Annotated in this window: 18 protein-coding genes; 4 read left to right on the forward strand and 14 right to left on the reverse strand. The window is 28.7% G+C overall.

Going from position 1 to position 18,645, the window contains the following annotated elements:
* The first annotated feature begins 112 nt into the window (after positions 1-112).
* Complete coding sequence (bshA, locus tag DAD81_RS11745) at positions 113-1,246, forward strand: N-acetyl-alpha-D-glucosaminyl L-malate synthase BshA (protein ID WP_111708460.1); 1,134 nt, start codon at positions 113-115, stop codon at positions 1,244-1,246.
* 157 nt (positions 1,247-1,403) lie between these two features.
* Here bshA and aroB read toward each other — a convergent pair whose 3' ends face one another.
* Entirely contained in the window at positions 1,404-2,471 is a 1,068-nt protein-coding gene (aroB, locus tag DAD81_RS11750) for a 3-dehydroquinate synthase (protein ID WP_111708461.1), read from the reverse strand.
* 87 nt (positions 2,472-2,558) lie between these two features.
* On the opposite strand from aroB, the gene DAD81_RS11755 reads away from it, so the two are divergent.
* The gene (locus DAD81_RS11755) at positions 2,559-3,725 is read left to right on the forward strand and encodes a proline dehydrogenase family protein (RefSeq protein ID WP_111708462.1); all 1,167 of its coding nucleotides are present in this window, start codon (positions 2,559-2,561) and stop codon (positions 3,723-3,725) included.
* A 140-nt stretch (positions 3,726-3,865) separates the two neighbouring features.
* Here DAD81_RS11755 and DAD81_RS11760 read toward each other — a convergent pair whose 3' ends face one another.
* From DAD81_RS11760 to DAD81_RS11775, 4 genes are all read right to left on the reverse strand, one after another.
* Positions 3,866-4,072 (reverse strand): helix-turn-helix domain-containing protein, encoded by a 207-nt coding sequence (locus tag DAD81_RS11760; RefSeq protein ID WP_111708463.1) that lies wholly within the window; start codon positions 4,070-4,072, stop codon positions 3,866-3,868.
* 4 nt (positions 4,073-4,076) lie between these two features.
* Complete coding sequence (locus DAD81_RS11765) at positions 4,077-4,697, reverse strand: DUF2975 domain-containing protein (protein ID WP_111708464.1); 621 nt, start codon at positions 4,695-4,697, stop codon at positions 4,077-4,079.
* Between the two features lie 208 nt (positions 4,698-4,905).
* Positions 4,906-6,720 (reverse strand): DEAD/DEAH box helicase, encoded by a 1,815-nt coding sequence (locus DAD81_RS11770; protein WP_111708465.1) that lies wholly within the window; start codon positions 6,718-6,720, stop codon positions 4,906-4,908.
* 92 nt (positions 6,721-6,812) lie between these two features.
* Positions 6,813-8,204, reverse strand: coding sequence for a TlpA family protein disulfide reductase (locus DAD81_RS11775; protein WP_111708466.1), 1,392 nt, complete (start codon positions 8,202-8,204; stop codon positions 6,813-6,815).
* 173 nt (positions 8,205-8,377) lie between these two features.
* On the opposite strand from DAD81_RS11775, the gene DAD81_RS11780 reads away from it, so the two are divergent.
* Positions 8,378-10,003 (forward strand): ABC-F family ATP-binding cassette domain-containing protein, encoded by a 1,626-nt coding sequence (locus tag DAD81_RS11780; RefSeq protein ID WP_111708467.1) that lies wholly within the window; start codon positions 8,378-8,380, stop codon positions 10,001-10,003.
* A 65-nt stretch (positions 10,004-10,068) separates the two neighbouring features.
* Here DAD81_RS11780 and DAD81_RS11785 read toward each other — a convergent pair whose 3' ends face one another.
* The 7 genes from DAD81_RS11785 to DAD81_RS11815 all read right to left on the reverse strand — a co-directional run bounded on the left by DAD81_RS11785 (position 10,069) and on the right by DAD81_RS11815 (position 16,187).
* Complete coding sequence (locus DAD81_RS11785; protein WP_111708468.1) at positions 10,069-10,533, reverse strand: hypothetical protein; 465 nt, start codon at positions 10,531-10,533, stop codon at positions 10,069-10,071.
* Positions 10,534-10,544: 11 nt separating this feature from the next.
* The gene (locus DAD81_RS11790; RefSeq protein WP_111708469.1) at positions 10,545-11,156 is read right to left on the reverse strand and encodes a hypothetical protein; all 612 of its coding nucleotides are present in this window, start codon (positions 11,154-11,156) and stop codon (positions 10,545-10,547) included.
* A gap of 33 nt (positions 11,157-11,189) precedes the next feature.
* The gene (locus DAD81_RS11795; protein WP_111708470.1) at positions 11,190-11,741 is read right to left on the reverse strand and encodes an RNA polymerase sigma factor; all 552 of its coding nucleotides are present in this window, start codon (positions 11,739-11,741) and stop codon (positions 11,190-11,192) included.
* 46 nt (positions 11,742-11,787) lie between these two features.
* Positions 11,788-13,239: a TonB-dependent receptor gene (locus tag DAD81_RS11800; RefSeq protein ID WP_111708471.1), complete on the reverse strand. Its 1,452-nt coding sequence runs from the start codon at positions 13,237-13,239 to the stop codon at positions 11,788-11,790.
* Positions 13,240-13,357: 118 nt separating this feature from the next.
* Positions 13,358-14,761: an NAD(P)(+) transhydrogenase (Re/Si-specific) subunit beta gene (locus tag DAD81_RS11805; RefSeq protein WP_111708472.1), complete on the reverse strand. Its 1,404-nt coding sequence runs from the start codon at positions 14,759-14,761 to the stop codon at positions 13,358-13,360.
* Positions 14,761-15,069 carry an NAD(P) transhydrogenase subunit alpha gene (locus DAD81_RS11810; RefSeq protein WP_111708473.1) on the reverse strand — a complete coding sequence of 103 codons (309 nt, stop codon included), beginning with the start codon at positions 15,067-15,069 and terminating at the stop codon, positions 14,761-14,763. Before DAD81_RS11810 ends, DAD81_RS11805 begins: the two co-directional genes overlap by 1 nt.
* An 11-nt stretch (positions 15,070-15,080) precedes the next feature.
* On the reverse strand, positions 15,081-16,187 hold the full coding sequence (locus DAD81_RS11815) for a Re/Si-specific NAD(P)(+) transhydrogenase subunit alpha (RefSeq protein WP_111708474.1): 1,107 nt from the start codon (positions 16,185-16,187) through the stop codon (positions 15,081-15,083).
* A gap of 375 nt (positions 16,188-16,562) precedes the next feature.
* Between DAD81_RS11815 and DAD81_RS11820 the strand changes: the two genes are divergently transcribed.
* The gene (locus DAD81_RS11820; RefSeq protein WP_111708475.1) at positions 16,563-17,327 is read left to right on the forward strand and encodes an MBL fold metallo-hydrolase; all 765 of its coding nucleotides are present in this window, start codon (positions 16,563-16,565) and stop codon (positions 17,325-17,327) included.
* Positions 17,328-17,331: 4 nt separating this feature from the next.
* Here the strand turns inward: DAD81_RS11820 and DAD81_RS11825 are convergent, their stop codons facing one another.
* Together DAD81_RS11825 and DAD81_RS11830 are read right to left on the reverse strand one after the other, a co-directional pair.
* Positions 17,332-17,904, reverse strand: a complete 573-nt coding sequence (locus DAD81_RS11825) for a pentapeptide repeat-containing protein (RefSeq protein ID WP_111708476.1) — start codon at positions 17,902-17,904, stop codon at positions 17,332-17,334.
* An 18-nt stretch (positions 17,905-17,922) separates the two neighbouring features.
* On the reverse strand, positions 17,923-18,630 hold the full coding sequence (locus tag DAD81_RS11830) for a DNA alkylation repair protein (RefSeq protein ID WP_111708477.1): 708 nt from the start codon (positions 18,628-18,630) through the stop codon (positions 17,923-17,925).
* Positions 18,631-18,645: the final 15 nt, after the last annotated feature.

The raw sequence follows: 18,645 nt of genomic DNA on the forward strand, positions 1-18,645 counted from the left end.
TTTTTTTTGTGATTTATTTTAATGCAAGCTGTAAGAATCCTATTATATTTACAACTAAGAATTTGATTATAGTTTTTTAATCTTTATAGTTTTTAATCACTTAATAGTTAGTATGAAAATTGGAATAGTATGTTACCCAACTTTTGGAGGTAGCGGAGTAGTAGCAACTGAATTAGGAATGGCTTTGGCTCAAAAAGGGCATCATGTTCACTTTATTACTTATAAACAACCCGTAAGACTAGATTTTATATCAAATGAAATACATTTTCATGAAGTTTTTGTGGAAGAGTACCCATTATTTCAATTTCAACCTTATGAATTGGCACTTTCAAGTAAAATGGTTGAGGTTGTAGAAATGTATGATTTAGAAATATTACATGTTCATTATGCAATTCCACATGCGTATGCCGCATATATGGCAAAGCAAATGTTGAAAGAAAAGGGGATTGATATTAAGGTTGTAACTACTTTGCATGGTACAGATATCACTTTAGTTGGTAGCCATCCTAACTACAAAACTGCTGTAGAGTTTAGTATTAATAATTCTGATGCAGTTACTACGGTTTCAGAAAGTTTAAAGAAGGATACTTTACGACTTTTTAATATTACAAAAGAAATTCATGTTATTAATAACTTTATTGATTTTGAAAAATATCCTGAAATAGGAGCAGAGGAATGTCAGCGTCACACAATTGCAAACGATAATGAACGTATTATTACTCATATTAGTAATTTACGACCTGTTAAAAGAGCTTGGGATGTTATTGATATTTTTTATAAAATACAGAAAAAAATACCTTCTAAATTATTATTGGTAGGAGAAGGGCCAGACAGAGAACGTATTGAAGGGCAGGCAAAAGAATTGGGTATTCTAGATAAAATTCTATTTTTAGGTAATAGCAATGAAGTGAATAAGTTATTATGTTATTCAGATTTATTTTTACTACCTTCTCAAACAGAAAGTTTTGGGTTGGCTGCGCTAGAAGCTATGGCTGCTCGTACGCCTGTAATTTCAACAAATTCAGGAGGACTTCCAGAAGTTAATATTAATGGAGTAACCGGTTATTTGAGTGATGTTGGTGATACTGATGATATGGCTAAAAATGGAATTTCTATATTAGAAAATGATGCTAAACTTCAACAATTTAAAGAAAATGCATTAGAACAAGCTAAAAGATTTAGTTTGCAAAATGTACTTCCGGGTTATAAAGAAGTGTACCGAGAAGTAATTGCTAATTGTTGTTAGAGTTTTAGCATGTGATAAAGTAATCTGATTTGTGTAAAATGAGATTACTTGAGTCTTACTTGTTTCTCCATTACATTGTGTGCTGTTTGCATTTAGCTTTTGGCAAAAGATAATAAGAAAGGACAAAAAAGTTAGAAGATTTTAATAAAATTTATAATTATTCTCTGTAATAATCTAAGGCTTCAATTAGTAAGTTTTTTTCAACTTTACAATCTAATTTAAATTTTTCAAGATCGGTTAGAAGTACAAAATTTACTTGGCCTCCTACATTCTTTTTGTCGTGAATTAAAAGTGCAATAATTGCATCGTAATCAGTAGTTTCAATTGAGATTTTACCGTATTTTTCAATAATTGAAGTTTTTATTTCTTTAAGAGTGTTAGATGGAAAACCTAATAATTTTTCAGATAAATATGCTTCTGTAATCATCCCAACAGCTATTGCTTCTCCGTGGGTAAGTTTTTCTTTGTCTTCAGAATCTAAAAAGTAAGATTCAATTCCGTGTCCTAATGTATGTCCGTAATTTAAGATTTTACGTAACCCATTTTCTTTAGGGTCTTCGGTTACAACTTCATTTTTAATTTCAATAGAACGGTGAATTAAAGTGCTTATATTTTTAACGCTTAGTTCATTAAAATTATTTATTTTATCCCAAATTTTAACATCATATGTAAAACCGTACTTAATAATTTCAGCCAATCCAGATCTAATTTCACGCTCAATAACGGTATCTAAATAACGCGTGTCAATTAACACCATTTCGGGATCTGAAAATAAACCAATTTGATTTTTTAAAACTCCTAAATCAACACCTGTTTTACCTCCAACAGAAGCATCAACCATACTTAATAAAGTAGTTGGGATATTCACAAAATTTATTCCTCTTTTAAAACAAGAAGCAACAAAACCACCAAGATCTGTTACTACTCCACCACCTAAATTAATGAGTAAACTTTTTCTGTCGGCTCCTAATTCTGTAAGAGCTTGCCAAACACCGGTACATGTATCCAAGTTTTTATTTTCTTCACCAGATTCTATTTCAATAATTTCTATTTCTAAAGAAGTTTCAATTTCAGCTAATAAAATAGGTAAACAATTATCGTTGGTATTTTCATCAACAAGTATAAAAATTTTAGAAGGCGAACTTGAAATTAAAAAAGCGTTCAATTTTGTGTACGCATCGTCTTGAAAGTTTACATAGTAATTATTGGATAATATAGGTGTCATTTTGGATAATATTTAAGTGCAAATTAAAGGGAAAAAAATGAGAAAATAAACTCTTTGTAATTATCTTTGATTATATACCCAATTATTATGAGGAAATTATTTGACAATACGGAAGTTGCCTTTGAAATTAAAAGTAATTCAGAGTTGGATAGAGCATTTTATTTATTTGAAATGATTAAAAGGGAACCACTAGTTAAAATAGGAACTGTCTTAACTAAATTTGCTTTAAAAACACACCTTCCTGTTGAAGGTATAATTAGGGCAACAGTATTTGATCATTTTTGTGGTGGGGTAACAGAGCAAGATTGTATGGCTATTATTGAGAAAATGTACACGCATAAAGTACATTCGGTATTAGATTATTCTGCGGAAGGAAAAGAAGATGAAAATCAGTTTGATTTAACCATGCAAAAAACATTAAATAATATAAAGTTTGGAAAAGAACTAGGCAGTGTTCCGTTTGCTGTTTTTAAACCTTCTGGATTTGGGAAATCAGAAATTTATAGAAAATTAACTGAAAATGAGCAATTAAATTCATACGAAAAAGTAGAGTGGAAGCGCATTAAAGAAAGATATGATACTGTTTGTAAAGCAGCTTTTAATATGGATGTACCTTTGTTAATTGATGCTGAAGAATCTTGGATGCAAGATGCTGTTGATGATTTAATTGAAGAAATGATGCAAAAATACAATCAAGAAAAGGTTGTTATTTTTGGAACATTACAATTGTATAGATGGGATAGATTGGATTATTTGAAGGGACTTCATAAAAGATCAAAAGAGAAAGGTTATAAAATTGGAATGAAATTAGTGCGAGGTGCGTATATGGAAAAAGAACGCGAACGTGCCAAAGATAAAGGATACACCAACCCAATATGCAAAGATAAAGAGGCAACGGATAAAATGTTTAATGACGTTTTATCTTATATGATTGAAAACATTGATGAAATGGCTGTTTTTGCAGGAACTCATAATGAAGAGAGTTCTTATTTATTAATGGATTTACTGGAAAATTCTAAAGTTAATAAAAATGATATAAGAGTATGGTTTGGGCAACTATATGGAATGAGCGATCACATAAGTTATAATTTAGCTAAAAGTGGTTATAACGTAGCTAAATATTTACCATATGGTCCTGTAAGAGATGTAATGCCTTATTTAATTAGAAGAGCAGAAGAAAATACTTCAGTTGCTGGCCAAACTAGTAGAGAACTTAGACTTTTAAAGGAAGAAAGAGAGCGTAGAAAAGTATAAAAACTGGCTGTTTAAAAAGTAATACAACTCGTTATTCTAAATTTATTTCGGAATCTTATAGTGTTGATAATTAATCACTATGTAAACCTAGATAAAAAGGAGGTTGGGTGAATTTTACTTTTTAAATGGCTTTTTTTGTTTTAATCTTCTTTAAATTCAAGGATATCTGCAGGTTGACAATCTAATGCTTTGCAAATTGCTTCTAATGTTGAAAACCGAATTGCTTTTGCTTTTCCAGATTTTAAAATAGATAAGTTGGTAGTTGTAATATTAATGATTTCTGCCAGTTCTTTACTTCTCATTTTACGCTTGGAAAGCATTACGTCTAAATTTATAATTATAGACATATGGTTAAATGGTTAAGTTGTTTTCCTCTTTTAATATATTTCCTTCTTTAAATATTTCAGCCATAATAAATGCTATAAGGGCTAAAAATAATTGGTTAAATGAAATTGAAAATCCACTATAACCTCCTTGTTCAAAATTAACAGAAGTGTACATTGTAAATAAAACGGAAACTACAATATAAGTACCTATTTTTCTGAAGGAATTAACGTTTTGAATGCCAAAAGTTTTATGACTTTTTACGGATTCAATTATTTTTTGAAATTCAGAAACAGCTAAAAAGAACATTAATAAAACGAAAGAAAGTTTAAAATATTGAAGGTATAAGGATGTTTTTGTGAGTTTATTCAATTTAAATAGTTCTTTATAAATAGTGGTTTTATCTTTGTTTTTTAACTCTTCGCTTAAATTTGTAACATGCCAAGTACTAGTAATATTCAAATCTGTATTAGAAAGGTTTAAATTTGAATTCTCTTTACTAAGTCCAAATTCTACTTTAGAATAAAAATCTTTATCAATTTGTACATGAATAAAAACAAAAGTAATTCCAATAGCAATAATGATAAATAAAATTTTAGCAAGTTGGCAAATACCTAATGAGATATTTAAAAGGGTGTTTTTATTCATAATACTTAATTTTAGAAATGTTAAAGCAGGTTATAGTGTTAACATTTGGTTTTTATAGTAATTTTATTACAAAGTAAATGTAATAAAATTATTGATAAACAACAATAAAATATTGTTAATTAATAATAAAAGTAAAATAAAGGCAATAAAAAACTCATAGATTTTAATGATTCAATCTATGAGTTTTAATATATTTTAAAAGGTTTTTTTAACCTTTTCTTCTTGTTGAGCTTTTCTTTGCGCTAAAATCTCCTGAATTAGATCGCTTTCTTCCAAATCCACCAGTGTTTCCACCACCTTCTTTTCTGTCTTTGCTTCTTCTTCTTCCGCCGCCGCTTCTTCCGCCACCATCATCATTACGACGTCTTCCTCCGCCGCCGCCGCCTCTTCCAGAGCGTTTCTTTTCGGTAATTTCAACATTAACACTTCTTCCTTCAAAACTTACATCCTTTTGTTGAAAGCTAGAAATAGTGTCTTCTGTATAATTTTTATCTAATTCAAAGAATGAAAAAGTATCTAAAATTTCAATCTGTCCTATTTCAATATTTTTTGCTATTTGTTGGTCGTTAATTAAACCAATTAATCTAGCAGGATTTAATTTGTCTTTTCTACCAATATTAATAAAGAAACGAGACATATTTTCATCATCTCTACTTTTTCCTCTATTATCTCTATCGCGTCCACTTCTCATTTGATCACTATCGTTCAAATCAGGAGCATTTTCATAATAAGTAAGGAATGTGTTAAACTCCATAGAAACAAATCTTTTAATCAATTCCTCTCTATCTAATCCTTCTAATTTTTCATAAATAGAAGGTAAAAATTCATTCATTTCAGTTTCATTAACTTTAATGTCGTGAACTTTATCAATAAGTTTTAATAATTGGTTTTGGCAAATTTCTTTACCCGTTGGTACAGGTGTGCTAACAAACTTTTTACCAATAATACGTTCAATAGGTCTAAGTTTACCTTTTTCTCTTCCTGTTACAATTGCAATAGAAATACCTTCTTTACCAGCACGTCCAGTTCTACCACTTCTATGAGTATAAGATTCTATTTGGTCTGGTAATTTATGATTTATTACGTGTGTTAAGTCATTTACATCTAATCCACGCGCTGCAACATCAGTAGCAATTAATAATTGTAAATGTTTTTTATGGAATTTTTGCATAACACTATCACGTTGAGCTTGAGATAAATCTCCGTGTAATGCATCAGCACTATATCCATCTTTTATTAATTTATCAGCAACTTCTTGTGTTTCTCTTCGAGTTCTACAAAAAACAATACTATAAATATCTGGATTTACATCCGCAATTCTTTTTAAGGCTGCGTATCTATTTCTTTCTGAAACCACATAATATTGGTGTGATACTTGATCAGAACCTTTATTTTTTTCACCAGAAGTTATTTCAACTGGTTTAGACATGTAATTTTTAGCTATAGATTCAACTTCTTTCGGGAAGGTTGCAGAAAATAATAACGTTTGTTTGTCGTCTGGAGTAACAGCAAGAATTTTATCTAATTCATCTTTGAAACCCATGTTTAACATTTCATCAGCTTCATCAAGAACTAACCATTGAACGTTAGAAAGTTTTAATTGTCTTCTGTTAATAAGGTCAACAGTTCTTCCTGGAGTACCAACAACAATGTGAGCTCCTTTTCTTAGTTTTCTAATTTGCTCATCAATATTAGCACCACCGTAAACTACGGCAACTCTAAAACCTTTAATGTATTTAGCAAATTCTTCAATATTTTTTCCAATTTGAAGTGCTAATTCTCTTGTAGGAGATAAAATTATAGCTTGCGTATCGCTGCTATCAACATCAATTTGTTCTAAAATTGGTAAACTAAAAGCAGCAGTTTTACCTGTTCCTGTTTGTGCAAAAGCTTTTAAATCATCTTTTGATGCAATAACTTGAGGAATTGCTTTTTCTTGAATTTGTGTAGGATTTTCGTACCCTAAATCGGTTAAGGCTTTAATGATGTTATCATTAAGCCCTAGATCTTTAAATGTAGTCATTCTGTATAAATTGTTGATTTACAGATGCCCATCTATAAACCGGTTAAAAACGTGCAAAGGTACACTTTAATTTTGTTTTACAATGGTAAAAATTATTTTCTTTCTAATTTAATTAATTCTGAATTGAATTTTTTAGAATCTAAATGAGTAAAACCATTGGTAACAATTCCTTTTTCATCCACCATTATAGTACGTGGATAATTACTTGTTAAATACTTTCTAGCGTAACTATTTTCAGGTAGTTTGAACTGTTTTTGATAATCAATTAAACCTATATTGGTTGAGTTAGAAAGATTATACAAATCAGATTGCATATTAACTCCAATAAATAAAATATTGGGATATCTTTTTTCAAAATATCTAATTTCTTTAAGTAAATATTCGGCATCCATATAATTTGAAGACCAGAAATAAATAACACTTTTATGATTTTCAATAATATTTTTCACACTTAACTCTCTGTCATCATATGATTTAATTGTAAAATCTTTTATTGGTTTGTTATTTAAAACATACTTGCTATCATTCACTAAATTTTGAACTTCATTTTTGTATTCTTCGTTTGAGCAATTTTTTAAAAATACATTTAAAGTTTCTTTATTAATAGAACAAGTGGATTGTCGTTTTAAAAATTCATCAACAACAATATTTTTAAGTAATGAGTTTCTAAACTCTTCAATATTTACATTTTGAACAATTAAATTTAACATATTAACCGTTAAATTATCTCTTAAACTATCTTCTTCTTTTATTTTATAACTAATATGGTATAAATAATTAGTTACATAATTTCTATAGGGGTAGAAAGACAATAAATTTTCTTCATTTAAATTTATGTGTTTTCTGAACTCATAAAATGAATCTGAAATTTTAGAAATTTTAGAAAGTTGATTTAATTTTTTATGATAAAACGGGTAAATTTCTTTCCATCTATACAGAGGGTAATTTATAGCCGCATTGGTTAATTTTGTAAATCCTTCAGAAACATTTTCATTATTATTTTTAAAATCTAAAAAAAGAGCTTCTTTTTGTTTAGTAAGAGTTTCAATTTTTTGAGAAAATTCAGTTTCATTTAAGCTGAAAAATTGACGCATTAATTTATCTTCATGTTCATTTCTTAAAAATAAATTTAATAAAAATTCATTTTTACTGCTTCCTCTTCCGCTAAAAACCATGGATTCGTCAAAATCCCAAGAGTTTAATCTAACTAAAATACTATCAGATGGTTCAAAATATATATATTGGAATTCTATACCATGCTTAAAAGTATAGAGTCCTTCCTTTAAAGATTTATATTCAGTAAGAAAATGATTGTTTTTATCAAGAGTTATGGTGTCTATAACCTTATTGTCTTTTAAAAATAGTACAAAATTTGATTTAGGATTAACTATCTGGCCACCAAAATAAGTGACAGACTCTTTATTACTAGTTCTTTCGCAACCAGTAATAAGTAAAAGTGATATGATTCCTAATAAATATTTCATTAAAATAGTATTAATCAAAAATACATACAACTTTAGGTTTTGCTTGTTAATGAGATGTTAAATGTAGAATTGTGACTCTTAATTATTTATTAAATTTATTTTGGTTGGCTTAAATATTTTTTAATAAATCCTTTTTATTACTTTTGCACGGAATTTAAAAAAATAAATATATAATGCTTTCAGTATCAAATTTATCTGTGCAATTCGGTAAACGAGTTTTGTTTGATGAGGTAAATACCAAATTTACCCTTGGTAATTGCTATGGAATTATTGGCGCTAATGGGTCAGGTAAATCAACATTTTTAAAAATAATATCGGGTCAAAGAGAAGCAACATCTGGTCAAGTTCATTTAGAGGCTGGAAAACGGATGTCTGTTTTATCTCAAGATCACTATGCTTTTGACGAATTTCAAGTACTGGAAACAGTAATGAAAGGGAACAAAAAGTTATTTGATATTAAGCATGAGATGGATGCTATTTATGCAAAAGAAGATTTTTCTGAAGCAGATGGTATAAAAGCTGGTGAGCTTGGTATTGAGTTTGAAGAAATGGGAGGTTGGAATGCAGAAAGTGATGCAGCTACAATGTTATCATCTTTAGGTATTAAGGATGATATGCACTATACATTAATGTCTGAATTAGATGGTAAAGCTAAGGTAAGAGTGTTATTAGCTCAAGCTTTATTTGGAAATCCAGATTTATTAATAATGGATGAGCCAACCAATGATTTGGATTTTGAAACAATTAGTTGGTTAGAGCACTTTTTAGCAAATTATGATAATACTGTGATTGTTGTGTCGCATGACCGTCACTTTTTAGATTCTGTTTGTACGCATATTTCTGATATTGATTTTGGGAAAATTACACATTATTCTGGAAATTATTCATTTTGGTATGAATCAAGTCAGTTAGCAGCTAAACAAAGAGCTCAACAAAATAAAAAAGCTGAAGATAAAAAGAAAGAATTAGAAGAATTTATTCGTCGTTTTTCTGCAAATGTTGCAAAATCTAAACAAGCAACAAGTCGTAAAAAAATGATTGATCGTTTAAATGTTGATGATATTAAACCATCAAGTAGAAGATATCCAGCTATTATTTTTGAAAGAGAACGTGAAGCAGGTGACCAAATATTAAATGTAGAGCATTTATCTAAATCAAGTGAAGAAGAAGTACTTTTTAATGATATTCATTTTAATTTGAATAGAGGAGATAAGGTTGCTTTAATTTCAAAAAACTCAAAAGCTGTTTCGGCTTTTTATGAAATTTTAAATGGACATTTAGAAGCTGATAAAGGTAAGTTTCAATGGGGTGTAACAACTTCACAATCTTATTTACCACTTGATAATTCAGAATTTTTTACAGATCCTAGTTTAAATTTAGTTGATTGGTTACGCCAGTATGCAAAAACTGAAGAAGAACGTGAAGAAGTATTTTTAAGAGGGTTTTTGGGGAAAATGATTTTTAGTGGAGAAGAAGCCTTAAAAATGTGTAATGTACTTTCTGGAGGTGAGAAGGTTAGATGTATGATGAGTAGAATGATGATGATTAGAGCTAATGTTTTAATGTTAGACGAACCTACAAATCACTTAGATTTGGAAACAATTCAAGCTTTTAACAATTCATTAGCTAATTTTAAAGGAACAGTATTGTTTACTACTCATGATCACGAATTTGCTCAAACTGTAGCAAATAGAATTATTGAGATAACACCAAATGGAGTAATTGATAGATATTCAACTTTTGATGAGTATTTAAGTGATAAAAAGATTAAAGCGTTAAGAGAAAAAATGTATAAATAATTTCTTTAATGTTAATTCAAAAAAAAATCCAGAGTTAATTAACTCTGGATTTTTTTTATAAATAGTTATTGTTTTTCTTGCATTCTTTTTCTCTTACCATATTCTTGCAACATCCTTTTATTAAAATCTTTTTCAGCTTTTTCAAGTAAGATTAATTTTTTAGCACTAATAATTTTGTTGAGTTCGTTTAAACGTTTAATTCTAGTTTGGGAAATGCTTTTTTCAACATTTAGATATTCAGTAATAATAGCTTGAGCTTGTTCTTCGGTTAAAGTATCTATACCACCATTTTTGTTTATTTCCTGAATTATACCATTATCAAGTTTAAATTTTAGAATTCTTAATTTATTAGAGAATTTATTATAAATAGGCCAAAACATTTCAGCTTCAGAAGGTGTTAAGCTAATTGCATTAGCGATATAAGTAGTTTTTAACATTCTAATATTTTGTTTATGCACTCTTTGTGCAGCTATATTAGTTGCTAAAAAAATAATAGATAAAAATAGTATTGTGTGTATTAATTTTTTCATGTTTTCACATTTTAATTTTCATAAATAAACTCTTCTAAATCACTTTCATTTAAATACTCAAACACATCAGAGTCTGATAGTGAATTTATAGAATTAACATTATTAATTTCAACATCTGGAAAAACTACAGATAATGTCTCAAGATCATAATCAACTTCGCCATTATTTATAAACTCTTCAATTTCAGCAGCAGCTAAAGTGTCAAAAGTTATTTTACTGTTGTTGTTATTTATTAAAAATAAGATTAAGAATGAAGCCGCAATTGCAATTGGAGCTAAATATCTAGAAATTCTATTTATTGATATTACCTTAGGTTTAGAATTTAGTTTTTTAAATACTTTATCTTCAATTGTGTTAAAATATTCATCCGGAACCGAATTTGTTGTGTTTTCAGTTAAAGATTCAGCTTTAAGCTTTGTAAGAACAATATCTTCAATTTCATTAAAATAATTTACTGGAGTTTTATAAGCATTGTTTTTTACACCAATATTTTCTGATCGAATTTGGGCAATAACACTATCTTCAACAGAATTAAAATATCCATTAGGAATTTTAAAACCAATCTTTTTAGGTGAAATTTCACTTAACGTAGGCGCTATTATATGTAATTCTTCTTTCTTCATATTATCTTTTAGACTTCAGCTATTCACTAAGGTTTAATGTGTTTTTAAAAATTCTTCAATTTTTTTAACTGCGTGAAAGTAAGATGCTTTAAGAGCTCCTACTGAGGTTCCTAATATTTCAGACATGTCAGAATATTTCATTTCATCAAAATATTTCATATTAAAAACAAGCTGTTGTTTGTGAGGTAATGTAATGATAGCTTTTTGTAATAAAAGTTGAATTTCATCACCTGAATAATCTAAGTCAGTATTTAAGCTGTTTACGGTATTTAGTTGTAGCTCAGTTAAATCTACATGGTGTTTTGCTGCTTTTTTATTTATAAATGTAATAGATTCATTGGTTGCAATTCTATACATCCAAGAATACAATTTACTATCCTCTTTAAATGAGTGAATATTTTTAAAAACTTTAATAAAAGTATTCTGAAGAACATCATCAGCATCTGCATGTACATATACAATTTTACGAATATGCCAATACAAACGTTCTTTGTATAAAGACATTAATTTACGAAATGCTAATTCCTGCGTTCTTTTATTTTTTAGTTGAGCAACTAATAATTTTTCACTATCCACACTTGACATTTGTAATTAGACGTTTAAAAGTAAGAAAGGTTTAACTTAAGTTAAATTATTTTTTAATAAAACGTCTTTTTGAATACCCGAACAAGCGTTCATTTTTAATTGTTTCAGCAATTCCTGTAGGAAGCATTTCTTCCCAGCCAGGTTCTCCGTTTTCAATCATTTTTAGAACTTCTCTAGAGAATACTTCCAGTATTTTAGGGTCATAGTCTTTAATATCTACTACTTTACCATTATACTTAAAGAATTTGTAAAGTTCTTTCATTCTAGGATGTACTCGAAGGTTTTCACTAGTAACAATTTCCCCTGTTTTTTGATTTTTAAATGGATATAAATAAACTTTTAAATCTTTAAAAAATAATTTTCCGAAGGCTTCTAAAATTCCACCACTTAAATTTCTGTAATATTTTTCATCAAAAATTTGTATAAAACTAGCAACTCCCATTGCTAAACCAATACGGGCTTTTGTAAATTCAGAGAAATATTCAACCAATTTATAATATTCCTGATAATTAGAAATCATTACATTTTGACCTAAAGAACATAGTAATTCAGCTCTGTCTAAGAAATCACGTTCATCAATTTCACCTTCAGCACTTAAGTTTGTTAATGTAATTTCAAATATAAATTTTGTATTTTCTTCTTTTACTTTGTTTTCTTTTAAAAATAATTGGTGTGCAAGATTATACATATTCATATTAACTTTTGTAACAGGTCTAAAACTACCTCTTAAAGCTAAAATATTGGCTTTGTATAATTGTTGGGCTGGTAATAAGTTTTTTCCGTCTGGACCGAACATAACTGCATTTGTCATACCATTTCTAACCAAAAGCAAACTCATTAATCTATTATCTACATATGAAAATCTTGGTCCTTCAAAATTAATCATATCAATTTCAAGTTGAACTTCATGTAAATTGTCATAAAGAGATTTTAGAAGCTCTTTTGGTTTGTCGTTTAAATAAAATGCACCATAAATTAAATTTACACCAAGAATACCGAGTGTTTCTTGTTGTAATTTAGCATCTGTTTCTTTAAAACGAATGTGCAAAATAATTTCACTATAATCTTCTAAAGGATCTAATTGAAATTTTATTCCAACCCATCCATGACCTTTAAATTTTTTAGCAAAGTCAATTGTGGTAACAGTATTTGCGTATGAGAAGAAAATTTTATTTGGATGTTTTTTACGGCTTAAACGCTCTTCTATAACTTCCATTTCATAGGTTAACATTTTTTTTAACCTATCTTCAGTTACATACCTATTATCAGTTTCAGTACCATAAATAGCATCTGAAAAATCTTTATCATAGGCGCTCATTGTTTTTGCAATTGTACCAGAAGCTCCTCCTGCTCTAAAAAAATGACGAACCGTTTCTTGTCCAGCTCCAATTTCAGCAAAAGTTCCATAAGTATGGTTGTTAAGATTTACTTTTAGTGCTTTTTCTTTGCTAGATTTTGCTACATTAATATCTTTATCACCTTTCAATTTTAGAGCCATAATATGATTTAATTTTATGTAAAAATACTAAAATTTGCTTATTTTAAAGGTGAATTATTCACATAAAAAAAGGGTGAATATTTAATATCACCCTTTTTTTATTCTATGTTTTTTAGAATTACATATTTTTAAGTTCAGCAACCAAATCTGTAAGAGCTTGTTTTGCATCACCAAAAAGCATATTTGTTTTTTGATTGTAGAATAATTCGTTCTCAATACCTGCATAACCAGGCTTCATACTTCGTTTATTTACAATTATGTGTTTAGCGTTTTCAACATCTAAAATTGGCATTCCATAAATTGGACTAGAAGGGTCATTATGTGCAGCTGGGTTTACAACATCATTTGCACCAACAACAAGAACAACATCAGTATTTGGAAATTGAGGATTAATATCATCCATTTCAATTAATTTTCCATAATCTACATTACTTTCTGCCAATAATACGTTCATATGTCCTGGCATACGACCAGCAACCGGGTGGATAGCATATTTTACATCAACACCTCTGCTAGTTAACAATTCCTCTAATTCATGAATTACATGTTGTGCTTGCGCTACAGCTAATCCATATCCAGGAACAATAACAACTTTAGAAGAATAGTTTAATAATACAGCAGAATCACTTGCAGTTGTTTTTTTAACGGTTCCTCCAATAGTTCCTCCCGATCCTTCTGCAGCATTAGATCCCGCTCCAAAGGCTCCAAAAATAACACTTGCAAGGGATCTATTCATTGCTTTACACATTGCAAAAGTTAAAATTAACCCGGCAGACCCTACTAATATACCACCAACAAGCATTACCATATTATCATATAAAATACCTGTAATTGCAGCAGCTATACCTGTTAAGGAATTCAATAAAGAAATTACAACTGGCATATCTGCACCTCCAATTGGAACAACAAATAAGAAACCATATACTAATGAAGCTGCTAATAAACTATACATTAAAATTGCGCTATCTGTATTCATTAAAACAATATAAGTTCCAAACGCTACAAGGCCAATAAATAATATGTTATTAATAAGATTGTACTTTGGAAATCGTATATCTTTTAAACTACCATTTAATTTGGCCCAAGCAACTAAACTACCTGTAAAAGTGATACTTCCTATTATTATTGCAGCAATTATAGTGGTTATTATTGAAGCTGAAGCTTTATCGGCTATTGGAACTCCAATATTTTTGTTAAACTCTACTAAACCAATTAATAATGCACTTGCTCCACCAAAACCATTAAATAGAGATACAAGTTCTGGCATTTTAGTCATTTCAACTTTTATGGCAATAATCCATCCAATAATTCCACCAACGGCTAAAGCTAAACCTATTAAAATATATATTATTAGCGGGACTTCTTTTTCAGCAAGAAAAATTGTTCCAACAATTGCTAATCCCATACCTAAGGCTGAGATTAAATTTCCTTTTTTAGCAGTCTCTGGGTGACCTAACATTTTTAATCCAACTACAAAAGTAACGGTTGCGATTAAATAGATAATACTTAAAGTAATGCTCATTATTTTTTCTTTTTAAACATTTGTAACATTCTGTCGGTAACTGCAAAACCACCAACAACATTAATAATTCCTAATACAACAGCTATAAAACCAAGTGATAAGGCTAAGTAATCATTGGGGTTGGATTGTAGCATTACTAATATTGCGCCAACAATAACAACTCCACTAAGTGCGTTTGCACCAGACATTAAAGGTGTGTGTAATACGGTAGGTACGTTTTTTATCAATTCAAAACCAATAAATATCGCTAATATTAGGATATATAGAAGTTGAAGATTTTCATTTATAAATTCTAAAAAAGTATTCATTTTATATGTTTTTAGTTTTTTCTTATTTTTCCTTCTTGAACAATTAAAGTACCATCTGTAATTTCATCTTCAAGATCCCAATTAAATTCATTGGTATCATTTACAAGATGAACTAAAAAGTTATACATGTTTTTAGCATATAAATCACTGGCATTTGTTGCAACACTTTCAGGAGCAATAGTAGTTCCAATAATTTTTACACCATTTTTTATAATAGTTTCGTTTAATTTGCTTAGTTCACAATTTCCACCTTGAGCAGCTGCTAAATCTATTATAACAGCTCCATTTTTCATTTGTTCAACTTGGTCTTTAGTAATAAGAACTGGTGATTTTCTACCAGGAACCATTGCAGTTGTAATTACTAAATCGGCTTTAAAAAGTGATTCATTAACAGCTTCTTTTTGTCTTTTAACATAATCTTCGGAAGCTTCTTTAGCATAGCCACCTTCAGCTTTTTGTTCACCAGTATTATCAACACTAATAAATTTAGCTCCTAATGATTCGGCTTGCTCTTTAGTTTCCATTCTTATATCTGTAGCTTCTACTATAGCTCCTAAACGTTTGGCAGTAGCAATAGCTTGTAAACCGGCAACACCAATTCCGTAAATTAAAACTCTTGAAGGAGTAATAGTTCCTGCAGCAGTCATCATTAATGGAAAAATTTTGGTCATTTCATAAGCTCCCTTAATTACAGCTTTATAACCAGCTAAGTTATTCTGAGAACTTAAAACATCCATATCCTGAGCTCTAGTAATTCTTGGCATTGCATCCATTGAAAATGCTGTTGCTCCTTTAGCAGCTATAGCTTCAATTAAATCTTTATTTGAGATATGGTATAATTGACTCATTAAAATATGCCTCTTATCAATCAATTTTAAATCCTCTTCATCAAAAGGGTTTATTTTAACGAGAATTGTGGCCTCTTTAAATACTACGCCTCTGGTTTCAATAGAAGCTCCAATAGCTTTATAATCTGAATTTTTGTTAGCCGAAGATTCTCCAGCTCCTTCTTCAACAATTATTTCAAATCCTTTTTCAATGAGCTGTTTGGCTATTTTGGGTGTTAAGGCTACTCTTTTTTCGCCTATTTTTTGTTCTTTTAATACGCCTATTTTCATTTTGATTGATTGTTTTAACGATTCAATAATTTATATTTGAAATCAACATTTACTAGTAAAATAATATTAAACAAAATTAGCCCCAATAGTTGAGATTTCAATTTAGATTTTCCTTTTTTTGATTAAAAAATCACTAAAAGGAAATAGTACTATATCTTCAGCTTTTTTTTATGGGTAATTTTGATATAAAAATACAAGTTTTAAAAGTTATAATGATAAATAATATAAAATTTTAAGCAAATAAATGCATTATCATTTTTTTTGAAGAATAATTATACTTAATTAACAAATTTAGGTTTATAGTTTAATATTTAAAAATTTCAATTTCTATTTGTTAAATTCATTTATACCCGTAATTTTATAAAAAATATAAAAGTGAAAATTACTTTTTTAGGAACAGGAACTTCTCAAGGTATTCCTGTTATTAATTGTGACCATCCGGTATGTTTATCAAAAGATAAAAAAGATAAGCGGTTAAGAGTATCAATTTTAGTTGAATGGGATAATTATGCATATGTTGTAGATTGTGGTCCAGATTTTAGATATCAAATGTTAAGAGCTGATGTTCGGAAAATTAATGGGATATTTATTACCCATGAACATGCTGATCATATTGCTGGTTTGGATGATATAAGACCGTTTTGTTTTCAAATGGGGGCAGTACCAATTTACGCTCAACAAGAGGTGTTAGAAAACCTAGCTTATAGGTTTGAATATATTTTTAACGATAAAAACAAATATCCTGGAGCCCCTAGGGTTATTAGTAAATATCTTAAAAATGAGCCGTTTACATTAAGTAATATACGGATATCTCCAGTTGAAGTTATGCACGGAAACCTAAAAATTTATGGTTATAGATTTAAAAATGTAGCTTATTTAACAGATGTAAAAACAATAGAGGCAGACGAAAAGCTTAAATTACAAAACTTAGATGTATTAATTATTAATGCTATTCGCTATGAACCACATCATTCTCATTTAAATATTGAAGAAGCCTTAGAATTAGTTGAAGAATTAAAACCAAAAAAAACCTATTTTACACATATTAGTCATCAATTAGGTTTTCATGCTGAAGTTGAAAAAAAATTACCTAAAAATGTACATTTAGCTTATGATGAATTGGTTTTGGAGATTGATTGATAAGTTATTCAATAATTAGTTTATATTTTTCTAACAATCCTGCAATTTCAGTTAAAGAAAATTTCGCATTTTTAATTGTATTTTTCTCAGGGTCTATAGTGTAATTTTTTGAAGTTCTAAAATCTGTTTTTTCTAAATTAGAAGCATCAAAAATAGCCTTTTTAAAATCGCATAACGTAAATATTGAGTTTGCTAAATTGGTTTCTGTAAAATCTACTTCATGTAAATCACAATTTGAAAAATTGGTATTATTAATTCTGAATTTATAAAAAGAAGATAAATTTAAATTGCAATCTTTAAAATTAGCGTCAAATAGAAAAGGATTACATTCAAAAAAAAGAACCCCAACTATTTTACATTTTTTAAAACTAACATCTTGTAAGGAGGTATTTTTAAGTTTTACGAGGCTTAAATTACAATCGTTAAAATTACATTCAATAAATTCGTTATTTGATAAATCTTGTTTTGAAAAATCACAGTTTATAAATGAACAATTATCATATTCGGCCCTTTTAAATTTTTCAGTAGTAAAGTCAATTCCTTCAAATGTTTTATTATCTATATATAAATCGGTCATTATTTTAGTTTTTTAGAGCTATTTTTTCATAGCTTCTTGTTTTAATTCTGTTGGCATTTTTTCAATGGCATATCTTAAAGCTGTTCTAGGCATTTTACTTTTGTTAGCCATTATATAATCAAAAATTAACTGTTCGTTTACTTGGCTAGTAACCTTTAATACCCATCCATATCCTTTTTGCACTAAATCCTCTTCATCTAATAATAAGAAATCAGAAATTTGAATAATATCATTATGAAACAATCCTTTTTTAGCAGGAACAATAAGAGAAACAGCTGCGGCTCTTCTTTTCCATAGGTTTTTTGAAGCAGTCCATTTTTTTAGATTGTCCAAAAAATCAGGGTACATCATAATAAATGAACCTATTGTATGATTGCAAAAAGTATCGCAAGTAGCCCAATTGGTAATGTAAGTTTCAATCCAGTTTTCAAAACGTATAAAATCAGTAGGTTTATATTGTTTTTTTAAAGCAAAAACCCAGTCACAAGCAACTAATGATTCTTCAATATAATTTGATTTAAATAACAATTCACAGCCTTCAAAAATAGTTTCTTTTGGTTCATTTTTAATTAATTTAAAATTGTCCTTTGCAATTTTATGCACACTAGCGGCTTTAACACCATGTGTTTTAATATTCTCCTTAAAAAAACGCTTACTGGCTAGTTTAACTTTTGGGTCTCCTATTTTTAAAAGTTCTTCTTTAATTTTTTCAATTAATCCATTCATTATTCTATCGCTATT

The sequence above is a fragment of the Lutibacter citreus genome (genome assembly GCF_003260195.1).
In the GTDB taxonomy this organism is placed as follows: domain Bacteria; phylum Bacteroidota; class Bacteroidia; order Flavobacteriales; family Flavobacteriaceae; genus Lutibacter; species Lutibacter citreus.

Coding starts and splice junctions, on each gene's coding strand:
- DAD81_RS11810 (WP_111708473.1), bottom strand. CDS start 15,069: ATGAATACTTTTTTAGAATTTATAAATGAAAATCTTCAACTTCTATAT.
- DAD81_RS11795 (WP_111708470.1), bottom strand. CDS start 11,741: ATGTCAAGTGTGGATAGTGAAAAATTATTAGTTGCTCAACTAAAAAAT.
- DAD81_RS11780 (WP_111708467.1), top strand. CDS start 8,378: ATGCTTTCAGTATCAAATTTATCTGTGCAATTCGGTAAACGAGTTTTG.
- DAD81_RS11785 (WP_111708468.1), bottom strand. CDS start 10,533: ATGAAAAAATTAATACACACAATACTATTTTTATCTATTATTTTTTTA.
- DAD81_RS11815 (WP_111708474.1), bottom strand. CDS start 16,187: ATGAAAATAGGCGTATTAAAAGAACAAAAAATAGGCGAAAAAAGAGTA.
- DAD81_RS11830 (WP_111708477.1), bottom strand. CDS start 18,630: ATGAATGGATTAATTGAAAAAATTAAAGAAGAACTTTTAAAAATAGGA.
- DAD81_RS11825 (WP_111708476.1), bottom strand. CDS start 17,904: ATGACCGATTTATATATAGATAATAAAACATTTGAAGGAATTGACTTT.
- DAD81_RS11765 (WP_111708464.1), bottom strand. CDS start 4,697: ATGAATAAAAACACCCTTTTAAATATCTCATTAGGTATTTGCCAACTT.
- aroB (WP_111708461.1), bottom strand. CDS start 2,471: ATGACACCTATATTATCCAATAATTACTATGTAAACTTTCAAGACGAT.
- DAD81_RS11755 (WP_111708462.1), top strand. CDS start 2,559: ATGAGGAAATTATTTGACAATACGGAAGTTGCCTTTGAAATTAAAAGT.
- DAD81_RS11770 (WP_111708465.1), bottom strand. CDS start 6,720: ATGACTACATTTAAAGATCTAGGGCTTAATGATAACATCATTAAAGCC.
- DAD81_RS11800 (WP_111708471.1), bottom strand. CDS start 13,239: ATGGCTCTAAAATTGAAAGGTGATAAAGATATTAATGTAGCAAAATCT.
- DAD81_RS11760 (WP_111708463.1), bottom strand. CDS start 4,072: ATGTCTATAATTATAAATTTAGACGTAATGCTTTCCAAGCGTAAAATG.
- bshA (WP_111708460.1), top strand. CDS start 113: ATGAAAATTGGAATAGTATGTTACCCAACTTTTGGAGGTAGCGGAGTA.
- DAD81_RS11805 (WP_111708472.1), bottom strand. CDS start 14,761: ATGAGCATTACTTTAAGTATTATCTATTTAATCGCAACCGTTACTTTT.
- DAD81_RS11790 (WP_111708469.1), bottom strand. CDS start 11,156: ATGAAGAAAGAAGAATTACATATAATAGCGCCTACGTTAAGTGAAATT.
- DAD81_RS11775 (WP_111708466.1), bottom strand. CDS start 8,204: ATGAAATATTTATTAGGAATCATATCACTTTTACTTATTACTGGTTGC.